At 61.6% G+C, this 20,187-nt stretch carries 21 protein-coding genes and 1 tRNA gene; 20 read left to right on the forward strand and 2 right to left on the reverse strand.

Features of this window, described 5'->3' with window-relative positions; genetic code table 11:
* Positions 1-34 precede the first annotated feature (34 nt).
* Together ACGHIZ_RS01505 and ACGHIZ_RS01510 are read left to right on the forward strand one after the other, a co-directional pair.
* Positions 35-805 (forward strand): energy-coupling factor ABC transporter ATP-binding protein, encoded by a 771-nt coding sequence (locus ACGHIZ_RS01505; protein ID WP_138113952.1) that lies wholly within the window; start codon positions 35-37, stop codon positions 803-805.
* Between the two features lie 80 nt (positions 806-885).
* The gene (locus ACGHIZ_RS01510; protein ID WP_229030341.1) at positions 886-1,734 is read left to right on the forward strand and encodes a hypothetical protein; all 849 of its coding nucleotides are present in this window, start codon (positions 886-888) and stop codon (positions 1,732-1,734) included.
* Here the strand turns inward: ACGHIZ_RS01510 and ACGHIZ_RS01515 are convergent.
* Both ACGHIZ_RS01515 and pyk read right to left on the reverse strand, forming a co-directional pair.
* On the reverse strand, positions 1,731-2,468 hold the full coding sequence (locus tag ACGHIZ_RS01515; protein ID WP_138113956.1) for a DUF559 domain-containing protein: 738 nt from the start codon (positions 2,466-2,468) through the stop codon (positions 1,731-1,733). The genes ACGHIZ_RS01510 and ACGHIZ_RS01515 overlap by 4 nt on opposite strands.
* 761 nt (positions 2,469-3,229) lie before the next feature.
* On the reverse strand, positions 3,230-4,690 hold the full coding sequence (pyk, locus tag ACGHIZ_RS01520; RefSeq protein WP_138113958.1) for a pyruvate kinase: 1,461 nt from the start codon (positions 4,688-4,690) through the stop codon (positions 3,230-3,232).
* A 74-nt stretch (positions 4,691-4,764) separates the two neighbouring features.
* On the opposite strand from pyk, the gene ACGHIZ_RS01525 reads away from it, so the two are divergent.
* The 18 genes from ACGHIZ_RS01525 to ACGHIZ_RS01610 all read left to right on the forward strand — a co-directional run bounded on the left by ACGHIZ_RS01525 (position 4,765) and on the right by ACGHIZ_RS01610 (position 19,894).
* Complete coding sequence (locus ACGHIZ_RS01525; protein WP_217495596.1) at positions 4,765-4,992, forward strand: hypothetical protein; 228 nt, start codon at positions 4,765-4,767, stop codon at positions 4,990-4,992.
* Positions 4,993-5,132: 140 nt separating this feature from the next.
* On the forward strand, positions 5,133-7,814 hold the full coding sequence (locus ACGHIZ_RS01530; RefSeq protein WP_138113960.1) for a cation-translocating P-type ATPase: 2,682 nt from the start codon (positions 5,133-5,135) through the stop codon (positions 7,812-7,814).
* Positions 7,815-8,292: 478 nt separating this feature from the next.
* Positions 8,293-9,246, forward strand: a complete 954-nt coding sequence (gene rsgA / locus ACGHIZ_RS01535) for a ribosome small subunit-dependent GTPase A (RefSeq protein ID WP_175406139.1) — start codon at positions 8,293-8,295, stop codon at positions 9,244-9,246.
* A 252-nt stretch (positions 9,247-9,498) separates the two neighbouring features.
* The gene (gene cpaB, locus ACGHIZ_RS01540; protein WP_227790272.1) at positions 9,499-10,158 is read left to right on the forward strand and encodes a Flp pilus assembly protein CpaB; all 660 of its coding nucleotides are present in this window, start codon (positions 9,499-9,501) and stop codon (positions 10,156-10,158) included.
* Positions 10,158-11,807, forward strand: a complete 1,650-nt coding sequence (locus ACGHIZ_RS01545; protein WP_161145129.1) for a P-loop NTPase — start codon at positions 10,158-10,160, stop codon at positions 11,805-11,807. Before cpaB ends, ACGHIZ_RS01545 begins: the two co-directional genes overlap by 1 nt.
* Positions 11,804-13,132: a CpaF family protein gene (locus ACGHIZ_RS01550; protein ID WP_138113966.1), complete on the forward strand. Its 1,329-nt coding sequence runs from the start codon at positions 11,804-11,806 to the stop codon at positions 13,130-13,132. The genes ACGHIZ_RS01545 and ACGHIZ_RS01550 overlap by 4 nt, the downstream gene beginning before the upstream one ends.
* Positions 13,133-13,137: 5 nt before the next feature.
* Entirely contained in the window at positions 13,138-14,031 is an 894-nt protein-coding gene (locus tag ACGHIZ_RS01555; protein WP_229030340.1) for a type II secretion system F family protein, read from the forward strand.
* Positions 14,028-14,669 carry a type II secretion system F family protein gene (locus ACGHIZ_RS01560; protein WP_117746903.1) on the forward strand — a complete coding sequence of 214 codons (642 nt, stop codon included), beginning with the start codon at positions 14,028-14,030 and terminating at the stop codon, positions 14,667-14,669. The genes ACGHIZ_RS01555 and ACGHIZ_RS01560 overlap by 4 nt, the downstream gene beginning before the upstream one ends.
* A gap of 10 nt (positions 14,670-14,679) precedes the next feature.
* The gene (locus tag ACGHIZ_RS01565) at positions 14,680-14,913 is read left to right on the forward strand and encodes a hypothetical protein (protein ID WP_089572694.1); all 234 of its coding nucleotides are present in this window, start codon (positions 14,680-14,682) and stop codon (positions 14,911-14,913) included.
* Positions 14,877-15,440 (forward strand): hypothetical protein, encoded by a 564-nt coding sequence (locus ACGHIZ_RS01570; protein WP_217495597.1) that lies wholly within the window; start codon positions 14,877-14,879, stop codon positions 15,438-15,440. The genes ACGHIZ_RS01565 and ACGHIZ_RS01570 overlap by 37 nt, the downstream gene beginning before the upstream one ends.
* 1 nt (position 15,441) lies before the next feature.
* Positions 15,442-15,660: a hypothetical protein gene (locus ACGHIZ_RS01575; RefSeq protein ID WP_138113972.1), complete on the forward strand. Its 219-nt coding sequence runs from the start codon at positions 15,442-15,444 to the stop codon at positions 15,658-15,660.
* A 46-nt stretch (positions 15,661-15,706) separates the two neighbouring features.
* Complete coding sequence (locus ACGHIZ_RS01580; protein WP_229030339.1) at positions 15,707-16,132, forward strand: pilus assembly protein; 426 nt, start codon at positions 15,707-15,709, stop codon at positions 16,130-16,132.
* Positions 16,133-16,196: 64 nt separating this feature from the next.
* Positions 16,197-18,257 carry a hypothetical protein gene (locus ACGHIZ_RS01585; protein ID WP_138114453.1) on the forward strand — a complete coding sequence of 687 codons (2,061 nt, stop codon included), beginning with the start codon at positions 16,197-16,199 and terminating at the stop codon, positions 18,255-18,257.
* The gene (locus ACGHIZ_RS01590; protein WP_055285913.1) at positions 18,257-18,733 is read left to right on the forward strand and encodes a TadE/TadG family type IV pilus assembly protein; all 477 of its coding nucleotides are present in this window, start codon (positions 18,257-18,259) and stop codon (positions 18,731-18,733) included. Before ACGHIZ_RS01585 ends, ACGHIZ_RS01590 begins: the two co-directional genes overlap by 1 nt.
* Positions 18,709-19,089: a DUF192 domain-containing protein gene (locus ACGHIZ_RS01595; RefSeq protein WP_138113976.1), complete on the forward strand. Its 381-nt coding sequence runs from the start codon at positions 18,709-18,711 to the stop codon at positions 19,087-19,089. Before ACGHIZ_RS01590 ends, ACGHIZ_RS01595 begins: the two co-directional genes overlap by 25 nt.
* Before the next feature lie 58 nt (positions 19,090-19,147).
* Complete coding sequence (locus tag ACGHIZ_RS01600) at positions 19,148-19,414, forward strand: hypothetical protein (RefSeq protein ID WP_117736226.1); 267 nt, start codon at positions 19,148-19,150, stop codon at positions 19,412-19,414.
* On the forward strand, positions 19,414-19,698 hold the full coding sequence (locus ACGHIZ_RS01605; protein ID WP_035137167.1) for a ribbon-helix-helix domain-containing protein: 285 nt from the start codon (positions 19,414-19,416) through the stop codon (positions 19,696-19,698). The genes ACGHIZ_RS01600 and ACGHIZ_RS01605 overlap by 1 nt, the downstream gene beginning before the upstream one ends.
* Positions 19,699-19,821: 123 nt before the next feature.
* Positions 19,822-19,894 (forward strand) — tRNA-Phe (locus ACGHIZ_RS01610).
* Positions 19,895-20,187: the final 293 nt, after the last annotated feature.

Consider the following 20,187-nt stretch of genomic DNA (forward strand, 5'->3'; position numbering starts at 1 on the left):
CGAACCGTTGATGTGAGTAGGGAAGGGCGACGTTTTGGCAAACGATACGAATAACGCGATGGGTGCGAGCGGTGCTGCCGGCGCCGAGGTCACGCCGCTCATCGAGTTTCGCGACGTGGTGTTTTCCTATGCGGGTCATACGGTGGTCGATGGCGTTTCATTGCAGGTGAACCGTGGAGAGCTCGTTGCTCTGCTTGGTCCTAACGGCTGCGGCAAGACGACGATTATGCGTCTTATCAACGGCCTTGAGCTTGCGGACGCGGGTGCGTACCTGTTCGACGGGCATGCGGTCGATGCGGCGTTTCTAAAGGATTCTGCGGCCGCTCAGCGTTTTCATCAGCGCGTGGGCTTTGTGTTCCAGAATGCCGACGCCCAGCTGTTCTGCGCTACGGTGGGCGAGGAAGTTGCTTTTGGTCCCGCGCAGATGGGGCTGCCGGCAGACGAGCTCGAGCGCCGCGTGCGCGATGCCATGGAGCTGTTCCAGGTTGCCGACCTTGTCGACGTCTCTCCCTATCAGCTCTCGGGCGGGCAAAAGAAGCGCGTTGCGCTGGCTGCGGTGGTGTCGATGAACCCGGATATCCTGGTGCTCGATGAGCCCACCAATGGGCTCGACGAGGATTCATGCGACATCGTGGTCAACTTCTTGCTGGCCTACGTCGCGGCGGGTAAGACGGTCTTGATGAGCACGCATCACCAGGATTTGGTGCGACGCCTGGGTGCCCGTGCAATCTATATCGATCGATATCACCATGTGGTCGAGGCGTCTTCGTCGTCGTATGGAACTGAAAACGGTGCTACGGACTAGTTGCTGCGTAGAGCGTGCGTAGCCGTCCGCGCGGCTTTGCCGTGATGGTATAGTTATCCAGGTTTTTTATGGGGGTGGCTATGCCAAGCTGGAACATTCATATCGCTCAGACGGAGCGTTTGCTGGAGCGCACTGGTGCGCTTGCCAATAGCGTGCGCGACCGCAATGCCTTTTTGTTTGGCTGCGTGGTTCCGGATATCTTCGTGGGCTATATGGTCCCTGGCATCGCCGATCCCATCCCGTACCGCATTACGCACTTTGCAAAGCCCGAGCCTATCCCTAAGCCTCGTGAGCATGAGTTCTGGGATACCTATGTGGCACCGTTGCTTAAAAGTTCGCCCACCGGTGCGCCAGCCGCGGCGACCTCGATTATCGAGGAACGCGAGCGACTGAACCGCGTGCACTATCCCCAGCGCTACAAGGATGCCGAGCCGGTTGTCGGTCCCAGCGCTCGTGAGTTCTCGCTTGCGTCCGAGGACGTGGCGCAGTCGTTGCTTGATTTGACACTGGGTGTCTGGTCGCATCTGGTGGCCGATACCGTATGGAATACACGCGTGAATCAGTACCTGGAGGCGCACGGCGGCAAGCCGTGCGAGGAATTCCGCATTAAAAAGCAAGGCGACTTTGACTGGTTTGGCAAGACGCTCGGCATTGTTTCGATTCCGCGCGCGACCGATCGCCTGTATACCGCTGCGGCACGTTTTGGGCAGTATCCCATCCATAAGGAGTATGTGCTCAAGACCATCGGCGTTATGCACGAGATCGTGCGCGAAAACCCCGGCGAGCCCGATCATCCGCCGTATCGCCTGCTAACCGAGGAGTTTTTCGATGCAACGTTTACCGAGGTCATCGAGCTGACCGAGGCAGGATTTGCGGCTCGCGTTGCCGCTTCTGACATTCCCGCAGTCCCCCTGATCGCTAGCTGCTAGCCGGCCGGCTTAACGGTGAACAGTTCAACCCAATCGACCAACAGCTCCCGTCGCAGGGCATTTTCAGCGGTACGTTCCTGATCGGTCTTTGGGATGTAGGGGAGCCCCGCCTTTTTATGAATGAGCTCGGCGATGTTGTTAAAGCTCTTCTTGTCCTTGATCTGGTCGTAGGTAATTTGTATGACATCGTAGCCCATGCTGGTGAGCGCGGTGGTGCGTTCGGCATCGGAGAGGCTTGCGGCTTCGCCATCGTGGGCGGAGCGGCCTTGGCATTCCAAAATGACGCCCATGCTGTCGGTGGCGCTCTCGATGAGGATATCGGCGTAGCAGCAGGTTTTGTCATACAGCGAGCGCGCGGCGTCGCTGAGTGGGATGCGCACGTTGTTGGTGATGCCGATACCCAGGCCGCCCTCGTCACGGGGGAGTGAGACGAGTATGGATGTTTGGACTTCGAAAGGCGAGGCGGTCTGCCCCGTCATGTGCTCGGCCGCCCAGCGGAGCTGCTTAACGCCGCGCAGGCCTGCGGCCTGCTTAGCGAACGCGGCAATATCCGCCGCGCTGAGGAGCGGTTGGCGCTTCCACAGGTTGGTGTCATTGCCCTTGGTGTCGTTAACTCGCTCCCAGCCGCAGTTGGGTGGAATGAGCTTAAGCGAAATAGATTCATCGAGTTGTTGCTGCGTTCGCTCGCAGGGCTTAAACACTGCAAAGGAGCCGCACATCTCGTAGCAAGCCATGAGTAACTGGTTGCGTGAGACCTTCGCAGCAAGGTTGAGCAGCGTAAACTCGGGCGACGTGACATCAAATCCATGCTCAGTCTGCCTAAACGACCCAGGAGGTGGCTCTTGGGTCAGGAGATGCGATTTAAACAGGCTTCGCGACCCGGATTGTGCCCGGGTGAATACAAGCCTGTGAAGCGGTGCGTGAAGCAGGTCTTTTACAACCGCATGACTTCTGAGGCCGCAACATCTGCGATCCATATTGCCAAGGCTAATGGCAGGGTAAAGACCCAGTATTTGCGGCGGGATGCGGTGATAGTTAAAAGCAGTTTGGCCGCATAGCGTCAGATCCACGATGCCCTCCTGGCTGAAAAGCGTGCCTATGGATTAAGGAGTGCCAGCGTCAATTCGGAAGTATGCGGCAAAATCTGAACCCTGTGAGCAGACCTGGCTTTTGAGGCTAGTTTATCAGGCATTTTGTTGCGAAAAAACGGGGTGTGCTCGGAGGTCTCAGAATTTGCCGCATACTTCCGAAAACGTGGCTGATCTTGACCTTGCTAAAACGATATAGCAGCTCTGCACGGGGTGTGGGTTTGCCGCCGGGCGAACACTTTTGGAGCCAGGAGTCCTAGTTCTGGGCCTTGAAGGGCGGATTTCGCGCTTTTGGTAAAGAAATGGGCGCGTGTTTTGCCGTGCCCCGGCTTTAGCGCACAGAAAAAGGGCCCGGAAGGCGAAGCCTTCCGGGCCCTTTGCAATGCAAGTCTGCTTGCAAGTGCGATTTAGCGCACCTGAGCGACGTAAGCGACGTTGGTCGAGGAGACCTTGTCCTCGAGCTGGACGCTCATGCGGGGATCGCCGGCGGTAGCGACGGTCAGGTCGCCAGTCTCGACGTAGCCGAGCTCCTTAGCGGTCTCGATCGCCTTGACGATCGTGCCGTTGACGGTGCCCTGGGTGATCTCGGCCTGGTGCGGGATAACGCCCCAGTACATAATCATCTGCTGGACGGCCCACTCGTGGCGGGAGAACGCGCAGATCGGCATGTTGGGACGGAAGTGCGAGATCAGGCGAGCGGTACGACCGGTGGTCGTCGGCACGGTGATGCACTTGGCGCCAACGGTGGTAGCCATGTTCACAGCGGACATACCCACAACGTTGTTGACGACGCGGGTGCCGTGAGCGTCAGCCGGAACCTCGAGCGGAGCGTGAGCCGGGAGGTACTTCTCAGTCTCGAGAGCAATGCTGGCCTGCATCTTAACGGCCTCGACCGGGTACTTACCGGCAGCGGACTCGCCAGAGAGCATAACGGCGTCGGTGCCGTCGTAGATGGCGTTAGCAACGTCGGCAACCTCGGCGCGCGTCGGGCGCGGGTTCTGCTGCATGGAGTCGAGCATCTGCGTAGCGGTGATAACGGGCTTGTAGGCCGCGTTGCACTTGGCGATGATCTCCTTCTGGATGTGCGGAACGAGCTCGGGCTTGATCTCGATGCCCAGGTCGCCACGGGCGACCATGATGCCGTCGGAAGCCTCGAGAATCTCGTCGAAGTTCTCGACGCCCAGGGCGCACTCGATCTTCGGGAAGATCGTCACGTGCTCGCCGCCGTTCTCGCGGCAAAGCTCGCGGATGCCGCGGACGGACTCGCCGTCACGGATGAAGGAAGCGGCGATGTAGTCGATGTTCTCGGTCAGGCCAAAGAGGATGTCCTGACGATCGCGCTCGGTGATGGCGGGCAGCGAGATGTTGACGTTGGGCATGTTGACGCCCTTGCGCTCGCCGATCAGGCCGTCGTTCTTAACGACGCAGGTCATGTCCTGGCCGTCGACGGACTCGACCTCGAGGGCAACCAGACCGTCATCGATCAGGATAAGGGAGCCCTTCTCGACCTCGGAGGGCAGAGCCAGGTAGTCGAGGGAGATGTGCTCAGAGGTGCCGTGGAAATCTTCGGACGTGGGCTGAGCGGTGACGACGATCTTGTCGCCGGTCTTGACGGCAACCTTCTTGCCGTCGACCAAAAGGCCGGTGCGGACCTCGGGGCCCTTGGTGTCGAGCAGGATGCCGACGGGCATGCCGAGCTCCTTGGAAATACGACGGACGCGCTCGATGCGACCGTGGTGCTCGTCGTAGGATCCGTGCGAGAAGTTAAAACGGGCGACGTTCATGCCCGCCTTGATCATCTCGCGGATGGTCTCGTCGCTATCGCAGGCGGGACCCATGGTGCATACAATCTTGGTGCGCTTGTACATTCAGACCTCCATCTGACATCGTCTTGCGCTGATAGATAAACCATAAGAAATTAAACTGAGATGATTATAACGAAATGCCGACCGAATACCTCAAAAAATCGACCGTATGCCGAATTAGAAGTTCATTTTTTGCGGTAAAAACGGTATATGAAAAATCTTTACCAACCGTTCTGACCGCTGCTATCTGGGCGATATTTCAGTTTGATGATGCACCGAAGAAAAAACGTTTTATCAATGTTGAGCATCACACGGTCTGCATCGTTGCACTCGAGCCGTGTTTCCAATTGGAATGTTTTGGCTAGACGCGCCGCTTTGGGGTACCATAGCCCCACTATCAACTGCCGCTCAGCACGGCAGCCTTGATGAGCCCTTGCCCTTCTCCTGGGAATTATGATCGGGCATCAATCTGCTGAGTGGCCCGAATCCCAGGAGGGGACTCTATATGCAAAAGGAATACCTGTCCGCCGCGGCGGAGGTACTCAGCGACCAAGGTGTCGATGAGAACCTCGGCCTGAGCAACGACGAGGCGTCGTCGCGCCTCGCCAAGACAGGCCCTAACAAGCTCGAGGAAGCCGAGAAGACGCCGTTGTGGAAGCGCTTCTTTGAGCAGATGGCCGACCCCATGGTTATCATGCTGATCGTTGCCGCCGTCATCAGCGCGCTCACGGGCATGGTCAAGGGCGAGGCGGACTTTGCCGATGTCGCCATCATCATGTTCGTCGTTATCGTCAACTCGGTGCTGGGCGTGGTTCAGGAGGCTAAAAGCGAGGAGGCCCTCGAGGCCCTGCAGGAGATGAGCGCGGCGCAGTCCAAGGTGCTGCGCGACGGCAAGCTCGTGCACCTGCCGAGCGCCGAGCTCGTGCCCGGCGATGTGATCATGCTCGAGGCGGGCGACTCCGTCCCGGCCGACTGCCGTGTGCTCGAGAGCGCCACGATGAAGATCGAGGAGGCCGCCCTTACCGGCGAGTCCGTGCCCGTCGAGAAGCATGCCAACGTCATTGAGCTCGCCGCCGGCATCGACGACGTGCCGCTCGGCGACCGCAAGAACATGTGCTACATGGGTTCCACCGTGGTATACGGCCGCGGTCGCGCCGTCGTGGTCGGCACCGGTATGAACACCGAGATGGGCAAGATCGCCGGCGCCCTGGCCGAGGCCAAGGAAGAGCTCACGCCGCTGCAGGTGAAGCTCGCCGAGCTCAGCCGCATCCTTACCATCATGGTTATCGTCATCTGCGTCGTCATCTTTGGCGTCGACATCATCCGTCACGGCGTGGGCAACGTCCTCACCGACCCGACAGCCTTGCTCGATACCTTTATGGTCGCCGTCTCGCTCGCCGTCGCTGCCATCCCCGAGGGCCTGGTCGCCGTCGTGACCATCGTGCTGTCGCTTGGCGTGACCAAGATGGCCAAGCGCCAGGCAATCATCCGCAAGCTTTCCGCCGTCGAGACCCTTGGCTGCACACAGACCATCTGCTCCGACAAGACCGGTACCCTCACCCAGAACAAGATGACCGTCGTCAAGCACGAGCTCGCTGCGCCTAAGGAGAAGTTCCTGGCCGGCATGGCTCTGTGCTCCGACGCCCAGTGGGACGAGGAACTGGGCGAGGCTGTGGGTGAGCCGACCGAGTGTGCGCTCGTCAACGATGCCGGCAAGGCGGGGCTCACTGGCCTGACTGCCGAGCATCCGCGCGTGGGCGAGGCCCCGTTTGACTCGGGCCGCAAGATGATGTCCGTGGTCGTCGAGACCCTGGACGGCGAGTACGAGCAGTACACCAAGGGCGCGCCCGACGTGGTGATCGGCCTGTGTACCCATATCTACGAGGGCGACAAGGTTGTCCCCCTGACCGAGGAGCGTCGCGCCGAGCTCGTGGCCGCCAACAAGGCCATGGCCGACGAGGCCCTGCGCGTGCTGGCGCTGGCGAGCCGCACCTACACCGAGGTCCCGGCCGACTGCAGCCCCGCCGCGCTCGAGCATGACCTGGTCTTCTGCGGCCTGTCCGGCATGATTGACCCGGTCCGCCCCGAGGTCGCCGACGCCATCCGCGAGGCGCACGACGCCGGTATCCGCACCGTCATGATTACGGGCGACCACATCGACACCGCCGTGGCCATCGCCAAGCAGCTGGGCATCGTCACCGATCGCAGCCATGCCATCACCGGTGCCGACCTCGATCGCATGAGCGACGAGGAGCTCGACGCGCACATCGAGGACTACGGCGTGTACGCCCGCGTCCAGCCCGAGCACAAGACCCGCATCGTCGAGGCATGGAAGTCACGCGACCAGATCGTGGCCATGACGGGCGACGGCGTCAACGACGCCCCGTCCATCAAACGCGCCGACATCGGCGTGGGCATGGGCATCACCGGTACCGACGTCACCAAGAACGTCGCCGACATGGTACTTGCCGACGACAACTTCGCCACCATCATCGGTGCCTGCGAAGAGGGGCGCCGCATCTACGACAACATCCGCAAGGTCATCCAGTTCCTGCTTTCGGCCAACCTTGCCGAGGTGTTCTCGGTGTTTATCGCCACGCTCATCGGCTTTACCATCTTTCAGCCGGTGCAGCTGCTGTGGGTGAACCTGGTCACCGACTGCTTCCCCGCGCTCGCGCTGGGCATGGAGGATGCCGAGGGCGACATCATGAAGCGCAAGCCGCGCAACGCCAAGGACGGCGTCTTTGCCGGACATATGGGTCTGGACTGCGTGGTCCAGGGCCTGATCATCACCGTGCTGGTGCTGGCGAGCTTCTTTGTGGGCGTGTACTTTGACATGGGCTACATCCACATCGCCGATATGATCGCCGGCAATGCCGACGAGGAAGGCGTGATGATGGCGTTCATCACGCTCAACATGGTCGAGATTTTCCACTGCTTCAATATGCGCAGCCGTCGTGCGTCGCTGTTCACCATGAAGAAGCAGAACAAGTGGCTGTGGGCTTCCGCCGCGCTGGCACTGGTGCTGACGGTGATCGTGACCGTGCAGCCGACGCTTGCCGAGATGTTCTTCGGCCCTGTGACGCTTGAGCTCAAGGGCGTTCTTGCCGCGCTGGGTCTGGCCTTCCTGATCATCCCGCTTATGGAGATCTACAAGGCGATCATGCGCGCGGTCGAGAAGGAGTAACGTACCTGTCCGGGCCCGACCGCCTGCGGGGTTTCCACGGGCACGTCCTCGCCGCTTTGCGGCTGCGGGATGTGCCCTTAGGAAACCCCTCCCGGCGGGCGGGCCCTGCGGTATCCTTGCTGGCTTTTCTCCCGTGCGGATGAAAAGGGCTGAGGGAAAGTTTGTGAGCTGGTCGGGCTTTGCCCGGCCAGCTCTTTTTGATTTAAAATACCTGCTCAGTTGTGATTTATGGTGCTGGGAGGCGCTTGTGGGCAAGGCTAAGGCTAAAGCGAAGAAAAAGACGACGGGGGCGCGGGCTAAGCGCGATCGTCGTCGGAAGCTTGCGACCGAGGCCCCCGCATCAGCCGAGGAGCTGCTGGCAAACGTGCCGGGACTCGACGCGCTGCAGGATGTTCCGGCGTTCGATGACCTGCCGGTCGATGAAGCTCAGCAGGCGGCATTTGACGACTTTTGCGCACATGCCGAGGAGCCCGAGCAGATGCAGCTTGGCGCCGTGGTGCGCTTGGATCGCGGGTTTCCGCTGGTGGCGACTGCCGATGACGCCTTCCGCGCCGAGCATGCCGTGGGGTTTGCCAAGTCGCGCGGCGAGGACGAGGTCCTGCTGCCTGCCGTGGGCGACCGTGTGGCGGTGCGCCGCGCTCCCGGGCACGATATGGGCGTGATTGAGTGCGTGCTGCCACGCCGTACGAGCTTTGAGCGTTGGCGCGGCCGTGCCCGTGGAGAGCGCCAGGTGCTCTGCTCCAACGTGGATAGCGTGCTAATCGTGCAGGCGCTCGGTGCCGGTGAGGTGCTGCTCGACCGCGTGGCGCGCTCGCTGGTGTTGGCGCTCGACTGCGATGCCGAGCCGGTGGTGGTGCTCACCAAAGCTGACCGCTGCGATGCCGAGGAGCTCGAGCGCGATCTGGACCGCGTGCGCCGCCTAGTGGGCCCGGACGTGCGCGTGATCGTGACGTCTTCTGCCGAGGGCCGCGGCCTGGACGAGGTCCGTGCCTGCGTGCCTGCCGGGAGCTGCGCCATGATTCTGGGCGAGTCGGGTGCCGGCAAGTCGACGCTGCTCAATGCACTGCTGGGCCACGATACGTTGGCGACCGGCGGTGTGCGCGAACGCGACGACCAGGGCCGTCACACTACCGTCGCGCGCGTGATGGTGGCGCTGCCGGGCGACGCCGGCGTGATCGCCGATGCCCCGGGCCTGCGCAGCCTACCGCTCGTGGGTCACGAGCGGGGTCTGGCGTGCGCCTTCCCCGAGATTGTCGAGGCATCGCACGCGTGCCGGTTTGGCGATTGCACGCATACCCATGAGCCGGGCTGCGCCGTTCGCGAGGCCGAGGACGCCGGGCAGATCGACAGCCTGCGTCTGGAAACGTTCCAAAACCTGGCGTCATCCATGCGCGTGAGCGCTCAAATGCTCGATCCCGATGTCCATCTGTAATTGATTTTTCCTATGACAGCCGTCTCCCAACTGTTCGGGAGACGGCTTTTTTGCTGCGGAAAAGCCTCGAAACATGCAGTTTGCTGACGTGCTGACCAAAACCTTGCCACGAGCTTGACGGGCTGGTCAGCTTTTGGTCAGCGATTGGTTTGACATCGAAAACCAAGATCGCGATTGCGCCGCTTTGCACTCTGACCACCCAGACAATGGTGGTACGGGCATTCGCCCGGCACTGCCATGAGAGGAGCGGCCGTGAACAAGAGCAAGCGCATCGCCATCAGTCTGGTCGCGGGCGTGCTCGCTGCTCTGCTCTGCATGGTTTACGGCTCGTCGATCCGCTCGCAAGCCGAACAGGTCCAGGCTGAGACCTTGGCCAAGTACGGTGGCGATCGCGTCGAGGTATGCGTCGCGGCGCGCGATATCGATGTGGGCGAGACCCTCGATGAGACCAATGTCATAACCCAGGAATGGCTGACGAGTTTGCTGCCGCGTGACGCGGCGACCGAGCTGCGCCAGGTACGCGGCGACGTGACGACTTCACGTATTCCCAAAAACGCCGTGATCTGCAATGTCTACACCAAGGCCGAGAGCCACAAGCTCGAGGTGCCTAAGGGCAAGGTCGCCGTTTCGGTGGCGGTCGATGCCGAGCACTCGGTCGGCGGTGCCACGGGCGTGGGCAGCTATGTGGACGTGTACGTGCAAAAAGATGGCGTAACCGATCGACTGTGCGGCGCGCACGTGATCGATACCAGTGAGAATTCCGGTGCCACGCGCGAGGGCAAGATCGAATGGGTGACGCTGGCGGCTGACCCCGAAGACGTCAAGGAACTGCTGGGAGCCTCGGGCAAGGGAACGGTCAGCTTGACGATTCCCGCCACGGCGCGCGGCAAAAAGAGCGGAGGCGACGAGTGATGAAGGCGATCTGGCTTGCGTGCTGCGCGTGCGGCGATTACGGGCTGTTGCAGCAGGAAGTCGAGGGCCGTGATGCGGGTGCACAGGTGCTTCGCGTGGGTGACCTGGACGGGCTGGTTTCCATGGCGCGGGCGTTTCCGTCGCGCCGCGGGGCTGCCATCATCGCGGCGTCTCTGTTTGATATCGAAGATGTGCGCAAGACTGTTGCGCGCCTGACGGCCGAAGGCCGCGTGAGTCGCGTGGTCGTGTTGATAGAAGCGCTCGATCCGTCGGATATCGAGGGACTGTTTCGCGCGGGGGCGACCGAGGTCATCGCTGCGCACAGTATATGCGGCAACGGGCGCGCGGGCGAGGGAGCGGTTGATTCCGATCGGCGCATGACGATTGAGCCCGATGCTTTTGTTGATAGGGAACCCGGGGCGCCTCGCGCTACAAGAGGCCCGCGTGTTGATGATTATGGAAAAGCGGAAGCCGAGCATGGTCGGCGCCCCCGGAACCCCCTTGTATACGATGACGCTGGAGGGCCGGCACAGCATGCTGGCGACTCCCCGGCTGTAGATATGGGATACGTGCACGGCGTGAATCTGGCGGATGAACTCGACGAAGTTGAGGGCTTTGCCGGGTGCGGCGAGTTGTCGCTGATGCAGCATGAGCAGATTGCACAGAACGAGCCTGCCTTGCAGACCGAACAAGCTGCCATGCCGGCTTGGACGCAGCGTGTGGTTGCGGCGGGGGAGACGGGGACGCTGTCGCCGACGCCCGCCCCGCCGCCTCCGATGCCGCCGGCAGACGCTGCCGCTCCGCAGCATCGAGCTCCGGTCATCTGCGCCATTTCGGGTTCGGGCGGTTGCGGCAAGTCGACGATCGTTGCCACCATGGCACACACATCGTCGCTGTTGGGCTTGCGTGCCGCCGTGCTCGACCTGGACCTGATGTTTGGAAACCTTTACGACTTGTTAGGCGTCGATGCTCCGCGCGATATGGCGGCACTTATCGAGCCGGCGGCGGCGGGCGCGCTCACCGAGCCGGATATCGTAGCCACATCGATGCGCGTGGCGCCAGGCGTTACGCTCTGGGGTCCCGTTGCGGCGCCCGAGCAAGCCGAGCTCATGGCACGTCCGGTGGAGCTACTGCTTGATGTTTTGCGTCGCGAATCCGACGTAGTCTTTATCGATACCTCGGTCTTTTGGGGCGACGCCGTGGCGGCTGCGGTGGCGGCGAGCGACCGCTGCCTGATCGTTGGCGATGCTGCGGTGTCGTCCGCGACATCGGCGTCGCGCGTCATTGAACTGGCAAGTCGAGTAGGTGTGCCGCGCACGCGCATGAGCGCCGTGTTCAACCGGTTCGGTGCGCGCGGGGCAGACGAGGACGTCGCCATGCGCTTTGAGATTGCCTGTGCGCTGAGCTCCAAGATTCGTATCGCCGATGGCGGGCAGGATCTCGCCGCGCTCATGGCGTTTGGGCGCGCTGATGAGGCAGTGGGGCAGACCAGCGCTTTTGCGACCAGCGTGCGCGAGGCCACGCGCGAGATGCTCGTGGAACTGGGGTGCGCCGTCGGCCCTTGGAGCGATATGGTCGCCGACCGTGCAACGCGCACCGAACGCCCGCGTATCCGCCTTCCCTGGTCGCGCGAGGGTGATCAGCGATGAGCCTGCAAACGAGGATTAAGGCTGCCGGCGCTGCAGCGGGGGCAGCGCCTGTAGATGCGGGGCGTCGCCGCGCGGTGAAACGACGCACCAAGTGCGCCGTGATGGACCGCATGGGTTACGACGAAGTGGCGCGTATCAGCGCCTATATCGACCCGGCACTTGCCCGCTCGGAATTGCGTCCCGCGGTGGAGGCGGCGCTCAATGTTGAGGAACCGACCGATCTCGCGACGACCGAGCGCGAGACCATCATCGACGAGATTTTGGATGACGTAGTGGGCCTGGGGCCGTTGCAGCCGCTCATCGAGGACGACACCGTTACCGAGATCATGATCAACGGCTGCCGCTCGGCTTTCTTTGAACGCGGCGGCGTCTTGCACCCCATCGAGCATGCGTTTGAGGATGATGAACAGATCCGTGTGCTTATCGACCGCATCATCTCGCCACTTGGCCGCCGTATCGACGAGCGCAGCCCCATCGTCAACGCCCGCCTCAAAACGGGCTATCGCGTCAACGCGGTGATTCCGCCTGTGGCGATTGACGGACCGATTCTCACCATCCGAAAGTTCTCGGACCGCATCTGCTCGCTGGACGAGCTTGTGGGGCTGGGGTCGCTGCCGCTTTGGTATGCGCAGCTGTTGTCGTGCGCGGTGTCGCTGCGACAGGACCTGGCGGTTGCGGGAGGCACGGGATCTGGTAAGACCACCCTGCTCAACGCGTTGTCATGTGAGATTTCCACCGGCGAGCGCATCGTGACGATCGAGGACTCTGCCGAGCTCAAGTTTGCGCATCATCCGCACGTGGTGCGTCTAGAGGCGCGCGAGGCTTCAATTGAGGGCGAGGGCGCGGTGACGATCCGCGACCTGGTGACCAATGCCCTGCGCATGCGCCCCGACCGCATCGTGGTGGGCGAGGTGCGCGGTGCCGAGTGCTGCGACATGTTGCAGGCCATGAACACGGGCCACGACGGGTCGCTCACCACGCTTCATGCGGGTTCCGAGCAGGAGACCGTGGTGCGTCTGACGTTGCTTGCACGTTATGGCATCGATCTGCCGAGCGAGCTCATCGAAGAGCAGATTGCCATGGCGCTCGACGGCATCGTGATGTCCGAGCGCCACGCCGATGGCAGGCGCTTCGTCTCCTCGTATTCGGGGGTGCGTCGCGCCGCGTCGGGCGGCGTAGAGCTCGAGCGCTATGTGACTTTCGATGCCGCCGAGCGCACCTGGACGCTTGACCGCGAGCCGCCGTTTATCGCAGAAGGCCTGCGGTCGGGGACGCTCACACAAGAGGAGGTGGACGAATGGAGGTCGCTGTGCCCCTCGTCGTAGGGGGTTTGGCAGGGTTTTCTGTCGCGACGGCGTGCGGGGCGGAACCTCGTGTGCCGCAGGTGCCGCCGGCGGAGCTGGCGCGTCAGGCGTTCGAGACGGTGGCAGAGAAGCTGCCGCGTGAGTTGGTGGAAAACGATCTGCTGAAAAAGATTGCCCGTTCGTGGGCATCGCTGGCTCCGGCGCGTCGCCTTGGCCTCGTGATCGAAGATGCTTCGGGGCGTTTGGCGTTTCTGCTGCTATCGAGCGGTGTCTGCTGCGTTTTGCTAACGATGGTGTCGTTATCGCCCCTCGGGTTTGCCTTGGGACTTGTTGCTCCGATTGCCGCTGGCGCCGCTCGGGATGGCTTTGAGAGCCGGCGCGAGCAACACGATGCAGAAGAGGCCATGCCCGAGGCGTTTACCGCACTTTCCATGTCGCTTGCCTCGGGACATTCGCTGGCCCAGGGCATGCGCTTTGTGGGCGCTCATGCGCAAGAACCGGTGCATACCGAGTTTTTGCGGGTAGCGGCGGCGATCGATTGCGGCATCTCGGCGACCGACGCGCTCGATGACTTGCTCGTGCGCATCGACGCCCCCGGCCTTTCGCTTGTGACCTTGGCGCTTAAGGTGTCTCAGCGCACCGGTGCTCCGCTTGCCGACTTACTGTCCGAGGCGTCGAGCATGGTGGGGGAGCGCATTGAGCTCAAGCGCCGCCTGGATGTTAAGACGTCGCAGGCTCGCATGTCTGCGCATATGGTCGCGGCGATGCCGGCGGGCATGTGCGCGGTGTTGGCGCTGCTTTCGGCAGATTTTCGTCGCGGTCTTGCGACGCCTGCCGGTGCGGGCGCTGTGGTGCTGGGTCTAGCCCTCAACGTCGTTGCCCTGGTGGTTATCCGGCGCATTATGCGGGTGGAGCTATGAGCGCCCTGGTTGCAGTTGTGGCTTGCCTGTGTGCCCTGAGTGTATTTGTCGCGACGGGTTTGGATCGGGCGGATGCGCGCAAGATCGCAGGGGCCTGCAAGCGCGAGGCGGTGCTGGTCGCTGCCGCGGGTCGCTCGGTGGTCGATGCCCTGACCGCGCGAGTGAAGGGCGCGGTTGGAGCGGGCGGCCCGGCGCGAGTGTCGCTCGGCGAAGTGTCCGAGATGATCGATGTTGTGCGCTTGGGTCTTTCGGCCGGCCTTTCGTTTGATGCGGCGCTTGAGATTTTCTGCGCCAACCGCCGGTCAGTGCTGGCTCTTCGCCTTGAGCGGGCCTGCATGGCGTGGCAGGTGGGCGTGGGCACGCGTGAGGACGAGTTGTTGGCCGCCGCGCGCGACCTGGACGTGCGAGCGCTCGAGACCTTTGCCATTACGGTGGGGCAGGCACTCGCCCTGGGTGCCCCACTTGCCGAGACACTGGCCGCTCAAAGTCGCGAGATCCGTGCGGCTCATCGCGCCGCGGTCGAGCGCGAGATTGAGCGTGCGCCCGTCAAGCTGCTGATTCCCACCGGCACGCTCATCTTGCCGGCGTTGCTTCTGTCCATATTGGGCCCGCTGCTGGGAGCAGGCGGGATGATGTAGGGAGGAATACATGAACACGATGACTGACGCTGCTGGCAAGGTCCAGGGCTGGGCGTTTTGCCGGGCGGCACATGTTCGTCAGCGCGCCAAGGAGCTACTGCAGGAGGAGAGTGCACAGGGTACCACCGAGTATGCCATCTTGGTCGGCGTGCTCGTGGTGATCGCGATTATCGCCATCGTCGCATTTAAGGGCAAGGTCCAAGATCTATGGAACGCTATCAGCGAGGGCATCAACAGCCTGTAGAGGGCGAGCGCCCCATCGGGGTGCTGCTGGTGTTTGCTTGCCTGACCGTGGCGATAGCGGCGGTGCTTTGGGGGCTTAACGCCGCGCGGCAGCAGCGTCCTGGGGCCGCCTTCGATTCGGGCTCAGATTCGGCGGTGGCGTCTCAAAAAGATGAGATGCGAGATGCGGACGATTCGGATGTCGCTGTCACGGCGCAAACCTTTCTGCGGACGCTCGACAAGCGGTCTGGCACTGCGACGGATTCGCCTGGGGACAACGCGATTACGGTCCGGCTTGCATGGTCTGAGGACCGACCGATGACCGAGGCAGCGGCGGATATGTTACGCGCCTACCGCGAGGTGCCAACGGCCCAGCTCGCCCTGAGCGGCTATCTTGATATTAAGGGCAACGTATGGGGCGCCATCGTGCGCGATGGGCGCGGCTGGGTCGATATGGTGACGGTTGCCGCGGATGCCGGCGATGCCTCGTGCCGCCTGCGCGTGATCCGCCTGAGCCCGCAGGCATCGAACTCAAAGGAGGGGTCGTGAAATGCATGACGTCCTGCGCGAGGAATCTGCCCAAGCGACTGTGGAATACGCCATCGTCACGGTGGCGCTGTTATCGATCGTGCTGGCGATTGTGGGACTTTGGCGTGCTGGCACCGATGGACGCTTGGCGGCGCTGGTTGAGCGGGCGGCATCCCATGGCGTTGCCTCGACGTCGGTTATCGACGCCGCTGCGGGCGCTAAGGACATCGCGTTGTATTGATATCGCGCGCGAGGACTGGGCGCAGTCTACGGTCGAGGCCGCTTTTTTGCTGCCGACGTTTCTGACGCTCATCCTTCTCGCACTGCAACCGGTGTGCCTGCTTTATACGCGCGCGGTCATGGAGTCTGCCGCCGCCGAGACCGCGCGGCTCATGATCACGACGACGGCGGAGGACGACGATCTTAAGGAGTTCACCCGCCGCCGGCTTGCCGCAGTGCCCAACGTTTCGATCTTTCATGCCGGCGGGCCGTTGTCGTGGGATATTGAGCTTAGCCGGGCCGATGCGGGTGGCGTCTCGTCCGTGTCCGTTTCCGGCGAGGTCAAGCCGTTGCCTGTGATCGGTGCGTTTGCGCAGGCTATGGGTGGTACCGCCGAGGGTGGCTACGTTGAGCTCAAGGTCGATGTCTCGTATCAATCACGTCCCGAATGGCTGGAGGGAGATTATGATTCGTGGATTGCTGCATGGGATTAAGCGTTTCTGGTCTAGACGCGTTTTGACGCGCCGTCCGAGCTGCCATCGCAAGCGAGGCGGCTTTATGGGCCGCGCCGGTATCGACCTGTTTATCGAAGACGGTGCCTACACCACGCTTTCTTCTGCCGTGGTCATCCTAGTGGTGCTCACGTTGTTGTTTTCGTCGACCGCGGCGATATGGAGCATGTCGCGCGCGGGGGACACCCAGGTGGCGGCCGATAGCGGCGCGCTGGCGGGTGCCAACGTAGTGTCGTCCTATCACACGGCTGCCACGGTGGTTGATGCGAGCATCTTGAGTCTGGGGCTAGCGGGGTTTGCCACGATCGGGACGGGCCTGGTCGCCATCCTCATCCCGGGTGCCGAACCAGTTGCCGGCAATATGGTCGACACCGGGATTGAGATCATTAAAACGCGCAACAAGTTTGCCAAAAGCGCATCGGAAGGCTTGCAGAAAATCGAGACGGCTCTGCCGTATCTGATTGCCGCGCGTGCCACGCAGGCGGTGTCGGCGCAGGATACCGATAGTGTGACCTATACCGGTACGGCGCTTGCCGTGCCCAGGACGTCCGAGTCGGATTTCGTTGCGCTCGAGGGTTCTGAGATCTCGACCGATGCCATTAAAGACACATCGAAAGATCTGGAGCGCGCAGCAGATGAGCTGCAGAAGGCCTTGGAGGAGACGGCGAAAGCAAAAGAACGCGCCTGGCTTGCGGATTGCGGTGGATCGGTTCCGGCTTCGGTCGGTAGCTGTTCATGCATGTGGGAACGTACGAGGAGTTTGGCAAAGCTCTCGGGTGAGCAGAACCCGCATTATGCCTCGAGCATTTCGTGGGAGCCACAGGTGGCGCTCGACCGCGCGAAGACCTACTACCGTCAACGCCTGGCAGACGAAAAACCGCAGGGTTCAAGCGTCGAGACGAAGGCGGAGTCGGCGGCGCGCAAGGCGTTTTACACCTATGCGAGTACAGAGGTCAATCGTGCATATGTAACCGAGGACGGAGATGAAGTCGCTTCCTATATCCCGCTGTTGCCGCGCAACACTGACGAGGTGCGAGCGACGGAACTCTATACCGATACGGTGTGGCCAACCAGTGCCATCGATGGCAAGACGTATCTGCATTACGGAACGAGTTGCCCCAACTATAAGAAGGGGGCGCCATGCGGGCTGGCCTCGGTTGCTGCTTATGACGGGCAGGACAAATGCAATAGATGCCATTTTGGTGTTTCGTCGCTCGGTGCCGTTGCGGCTCCTTCGACTTCTATCGAAAACGGCTTTGAGTACCACTTTGATCGATTCAAAGAGGCTCTGGAAGACTACGTCGAATGCCGCAACAAAGAACTCGAACTTGAGCGTCAGACCGAGGATGAGGCCGACCGTGCGGGCAATGCGTTTGACCAGGCCATTAAAGCGCTTTCCGGCGAGCGCCCGCGTATCGCCCCACCTGGCCGCAACGGCGTGGTCGCCTTTGCAGTTTCGGGTGACATTACCAGCCCCGATCAACTTAACTCCTCGTTTAACGCGGCAGTCAGGCTTGGCGATCGCGGTGCTATCTCTGCCGCGGTGCTGGCGCCCGATGAGGCGACGGCGCAAAACAACGTGCTTTCGCGATTTTTCTCGACATTGAAGGAACGCTCGGGCGGCGTTGCCGGCGTGCTCGACGGCGTCATGGATGTTTGGGGACGGCTACTCGTGGGATACGGAGACATCCAAGGTTCGGCCGACGAACTTATGGACGAGATGATTAAAGACCTAGGAGGGGGCAGCGGTGCGTTGGGCTCCATTGCATCGTGGCTCGGCGATACCGTTTCGGCGTCCGTGGCGGCGCTGGGTTTGGAACCGTGCGACTTGCGCCTGCGAAAGCCGGTGCTGACCGATTCCGCCAACGTCATTAAGAGTCCGGGGTCTGACATTGCGGGTCTCTCTCAAACGCAAGACAAACTGCGAAGTATTCCGTTGGGCGTGACCGATCCCAAGGCGCTTTGCGAGGCGTTGGAATATCAAGTCGAACGCACCATTAGCGGTACGGTGTTCACACTTGCGGAGATTCCTCTGCCCGGCGGCGGCTCCATCCCGCTCACCGTCGATGTCGCCACGCTGGTTGGCGCTCTGGGCGGTGGGTCGTAATGAGTATCCGCATGCGTCTGCGCGAGGAGCGCGCCCAAGCGACGGTTGAGATGGCAGTGGTTACGCCCGTTTTGCTGGTGCTGGCACTCATCGTGTACAACGTCATGATCTTTGCCAGCGCTGTTGCGCGCTTCGACCGCGTGGTGCCCGACATCGTGTTGGCGCACGCCGTGGCGTCGGAGGGGGAGGGCGACGAAAGCTCTGCCGATGCCTCGGCGACGGTTCAGACTCAAATTCTGAATGCCATGGAAGGCTATGACTTGCAGATCGAAGTGTCGAGCGAGCAAGGCGCGGAGGCATCGGATGGTGGCCTGCTCTCCCTATCCGGTACGTTTAGGACCTACACCTGCACCATGCACTATGAGCCGTGGCCGACTTCTCTCAGCATCGCTGGCGTTCCGCTGGGGGCGCCGACAACGTTGTCGCACGAGCGTGCGGTGACGGTCGATCCATGGCGTCCGGGGGTGGTCATGTGACCGCGGTCTCGTCCTACATCGTCTACGCGCGGGCACTCAATAGGCTGGGTTGGACGCCGGCCGAGTTTGTGGTGGCGGAGTCGTTTGTCGTGCGCCTGCGCGGCATGCTGGGACGGCGTCCGGTTGCCGCCAACGGCCTGCCGCTCGTCATGGCGTTTCCACGCTGCTCTTCGGTCCATACGTGTTTTATGGCCTATCCCATCGACATCGCCTTCATCGATCGCGACGGCAATATCCTCGCGCGCTACGAAAACGTCCGCCCTTGGCGCATGTGCTCCTGCCCCGGCGCCTGGGCCGTACTAGAGCGTCCTTCAATCATTGTTTCGACCCCTGCTCTCCAACGCGTGCCGGCTTAAGAATTGGCGACAGTGGACTTTCGTCATACGAAATTGGGTAAGATGGAGGAGAAGATGCATGGATGTTGAGATTCATCCCAACGCTAAAAAGCACCTGACGGAAAAGCAGGTGCTTAGCGCTTGGCTTGCGGTTACTGAGTGCATTCGTCGCGAGTCGAAGGACGAGCCGCCGAGATGGCTTGCGATTGGATGGCTCCCAGACGGACGAAGCGTGGAGCTTGTCGCGGTCGAGCTTGTCCGTGGGTGGCTTATCATTCATGCCTTGTCTCCAGTCCAGAAGAAATTTTGGCAGGAGATTGAACAGGCTCGGCAAAGGGGTCGATGATGGGCAAGACGTATACGGCCGCTAATGGTCAGGTTGTAACGGATGAAATGATTGACGCGTGGTGCGAGTCGTACGAGCGCGGAGAGTTTCCGGATGGCGAACACACCGTTGGTGGGATCGTGCATGGACGGCCCCCGCTCTCAGGTGAGGGGACGGCAACGCTGTCGGTCAAGATTCCTCTGGGAATGAAGGAGGCCATTCGTCGACGGGCGGCTGCCGAGGGGATGACGCCAAGTGAGTTTGCCCGTGCGGCTCTGAGTGAAAAACTTCTTGCTGCCGGCTGATGCCTCTGACGTGCCGATTTATAGAACCGAGGCTGTGCTCAAAAACTTTTTTAAAATTCTCGGTTGACCGGAACGCGTCCTTGGTTATACTAATCAAGCCTTGAAACAAGGCACACCTCAAATGGCTGGGTAGCTCAGTTGGTAGAGCAGAGGACTGAAAATCCTCGTGTCAGGGGTTCGATTCCCTTCCCCGCCACCTTGAATTGACTAGGACCTCTGCAAAGGGGTCCTTTTCTTTTATGTAGCCCATGCACGGAATCGAACCCCGTGAGGGCGCGGAGCTGAGGAAACGCGCAAGCGTTTTCCAGCGTAGCTCGCAAGGCGCGCAAGCGCCGCAGCGGTCCGTCCGCGCAGCGCGCGGACGCGATTCCCTTCCCCGCCACCTTGAATTGACTAGGACCTCTGCAAAGGGGTCCTTTTCTTTTATTGAGGGCTCTGCGGAAATTGCGTCCCGGAATTTGGCTTCAGAGTGGGATGCGCTTTCCGGCG

Origin of the sequence: Collinsella sp. i05-0019-G5, assembly GCF_042851345.1 — a bacterium.
Lineage (GTDB): Bacteria > Actinomycetota > Coriobacteriia > Coriobacteriales > Coriobacteriaceae > Collinsella.

Coding starts and splice junctions, on each gene's coding strand:
- ACGHIZ_RS01595 (WP_138113976.1), top strand. CDS start 18,709: ATGGCGTCCGGGGGTGGTCATGTGACCGCGGTCTCGTCCTACATCGTC.
- ACGHIZ_RS01590 (WP_055285913.1), top strand. CDS start 18,257: ATGAGTATCCGCATGCGTCTGCGCGAGGAGCGCGCCCAAGCGACGGTT.
- ACGHIZ_RS01545 (WP_161145129.1), top strand. CDS start 10,158: ATGAAGGCGATCTGGCTTGCGTGCTGCGCGTGCGGCGATTACGGGCTG.
- ACGHIZ_RS01605 (WP_035137167.1), top strand. CDS start 19,414: ATGGGCAAGACGTATACGGCCGCTAATGGTCAGGTTGTAACGGATGAA.
- ACGHIZ_RS01525 (WP_217495596.1), top strand. CDS start 4,765: ATGCCGACCGAATACCTCAAAAAATCGACCGTATGCCGAATTAGAAGT.
- ACGHIZ_RS01560 (WP_117746903.1), top strand. CDS start 14,028: ATGAGCGCCCTGGTTGCAGTTGTGGCTTGCCTGTGTGCCCTGAGTGTA.
- ACGHIZ_RS01515 (WP_138113956.1), bottom strand. CDS start 2,468: ATGGCTTGCTACGAGATGTGCGGCTCCTTTGCAGTGTTTAAGCCCTGC.
- ACGHIZ_RS01550 (WP_138113966.1), top strand. CDS start 11,804: ATGAGCCTGCAAACGAGGATTAAGGCTGCCGGCGCTGCAGCGGGGGCA.
- rsgA (WP_175406139.1), top strand. CDS start 8,293: ATGCAGCTTGGCGCCGTGGTGCGCTTGGATCGCGGGTTTCCGCTGGTG.
- pyk (WP_138113958.1), bottom strand. CDS start 4,690: ATGTACAAGCGCACCAAGATTGTATGCACCATGGGTCCCGCCTGCGAT.
- ACGHIZ_RS01575 (WP_138113972.1), top strand. CDS start 15,442: ATGCATGACGTCCTGCGCGAGGAATCTGCCCAAGCGACTGTGGAATAC.
- ACGHIZ_RS01585 (WP_138114453.1), top strand. CDS start 16,197: ATGGGCCGCGCCGGTATCGACCTGTTTATCGAAGACGGTGCCTACACC.
- ACGHIZ_RS01570 (WP_217495597.1), top strand. CDS start 14,877: ATGGAACGCTATCAGCGAGGGCATCAACAGCCTGTAGAGGGCGAGCGC.
- ACGHIZ_RS01530 (WP_138113960.1), top strand. CDS start 5,133: ATGCAAAAGGAATACCTGTCCGCCGCGGCGGAGGTACTCAGCGACCAA.
- ACGHIZ_RS01510 (WP_229030341.1), top strand. CDS start 886: ATGCCAAGCTGGAACATTCATATCGCTCAGACGGAGCGTTTGCTGGAG.
- ACGHIZ_RS01565 (WP_089572694.1), top strand. CDS start 14,680: ATGAACACGATGACTGACGCTGCTGGCAAGGTCCAGGGCTGGGCGTTT.
- ACGHIZ_RS01600 (WP_117736226.1), top strand. CDS start 19,148: ATGGATGTTGAGATTCATCCCAACGCTAAAAAGCACCTGACGGAAAAG.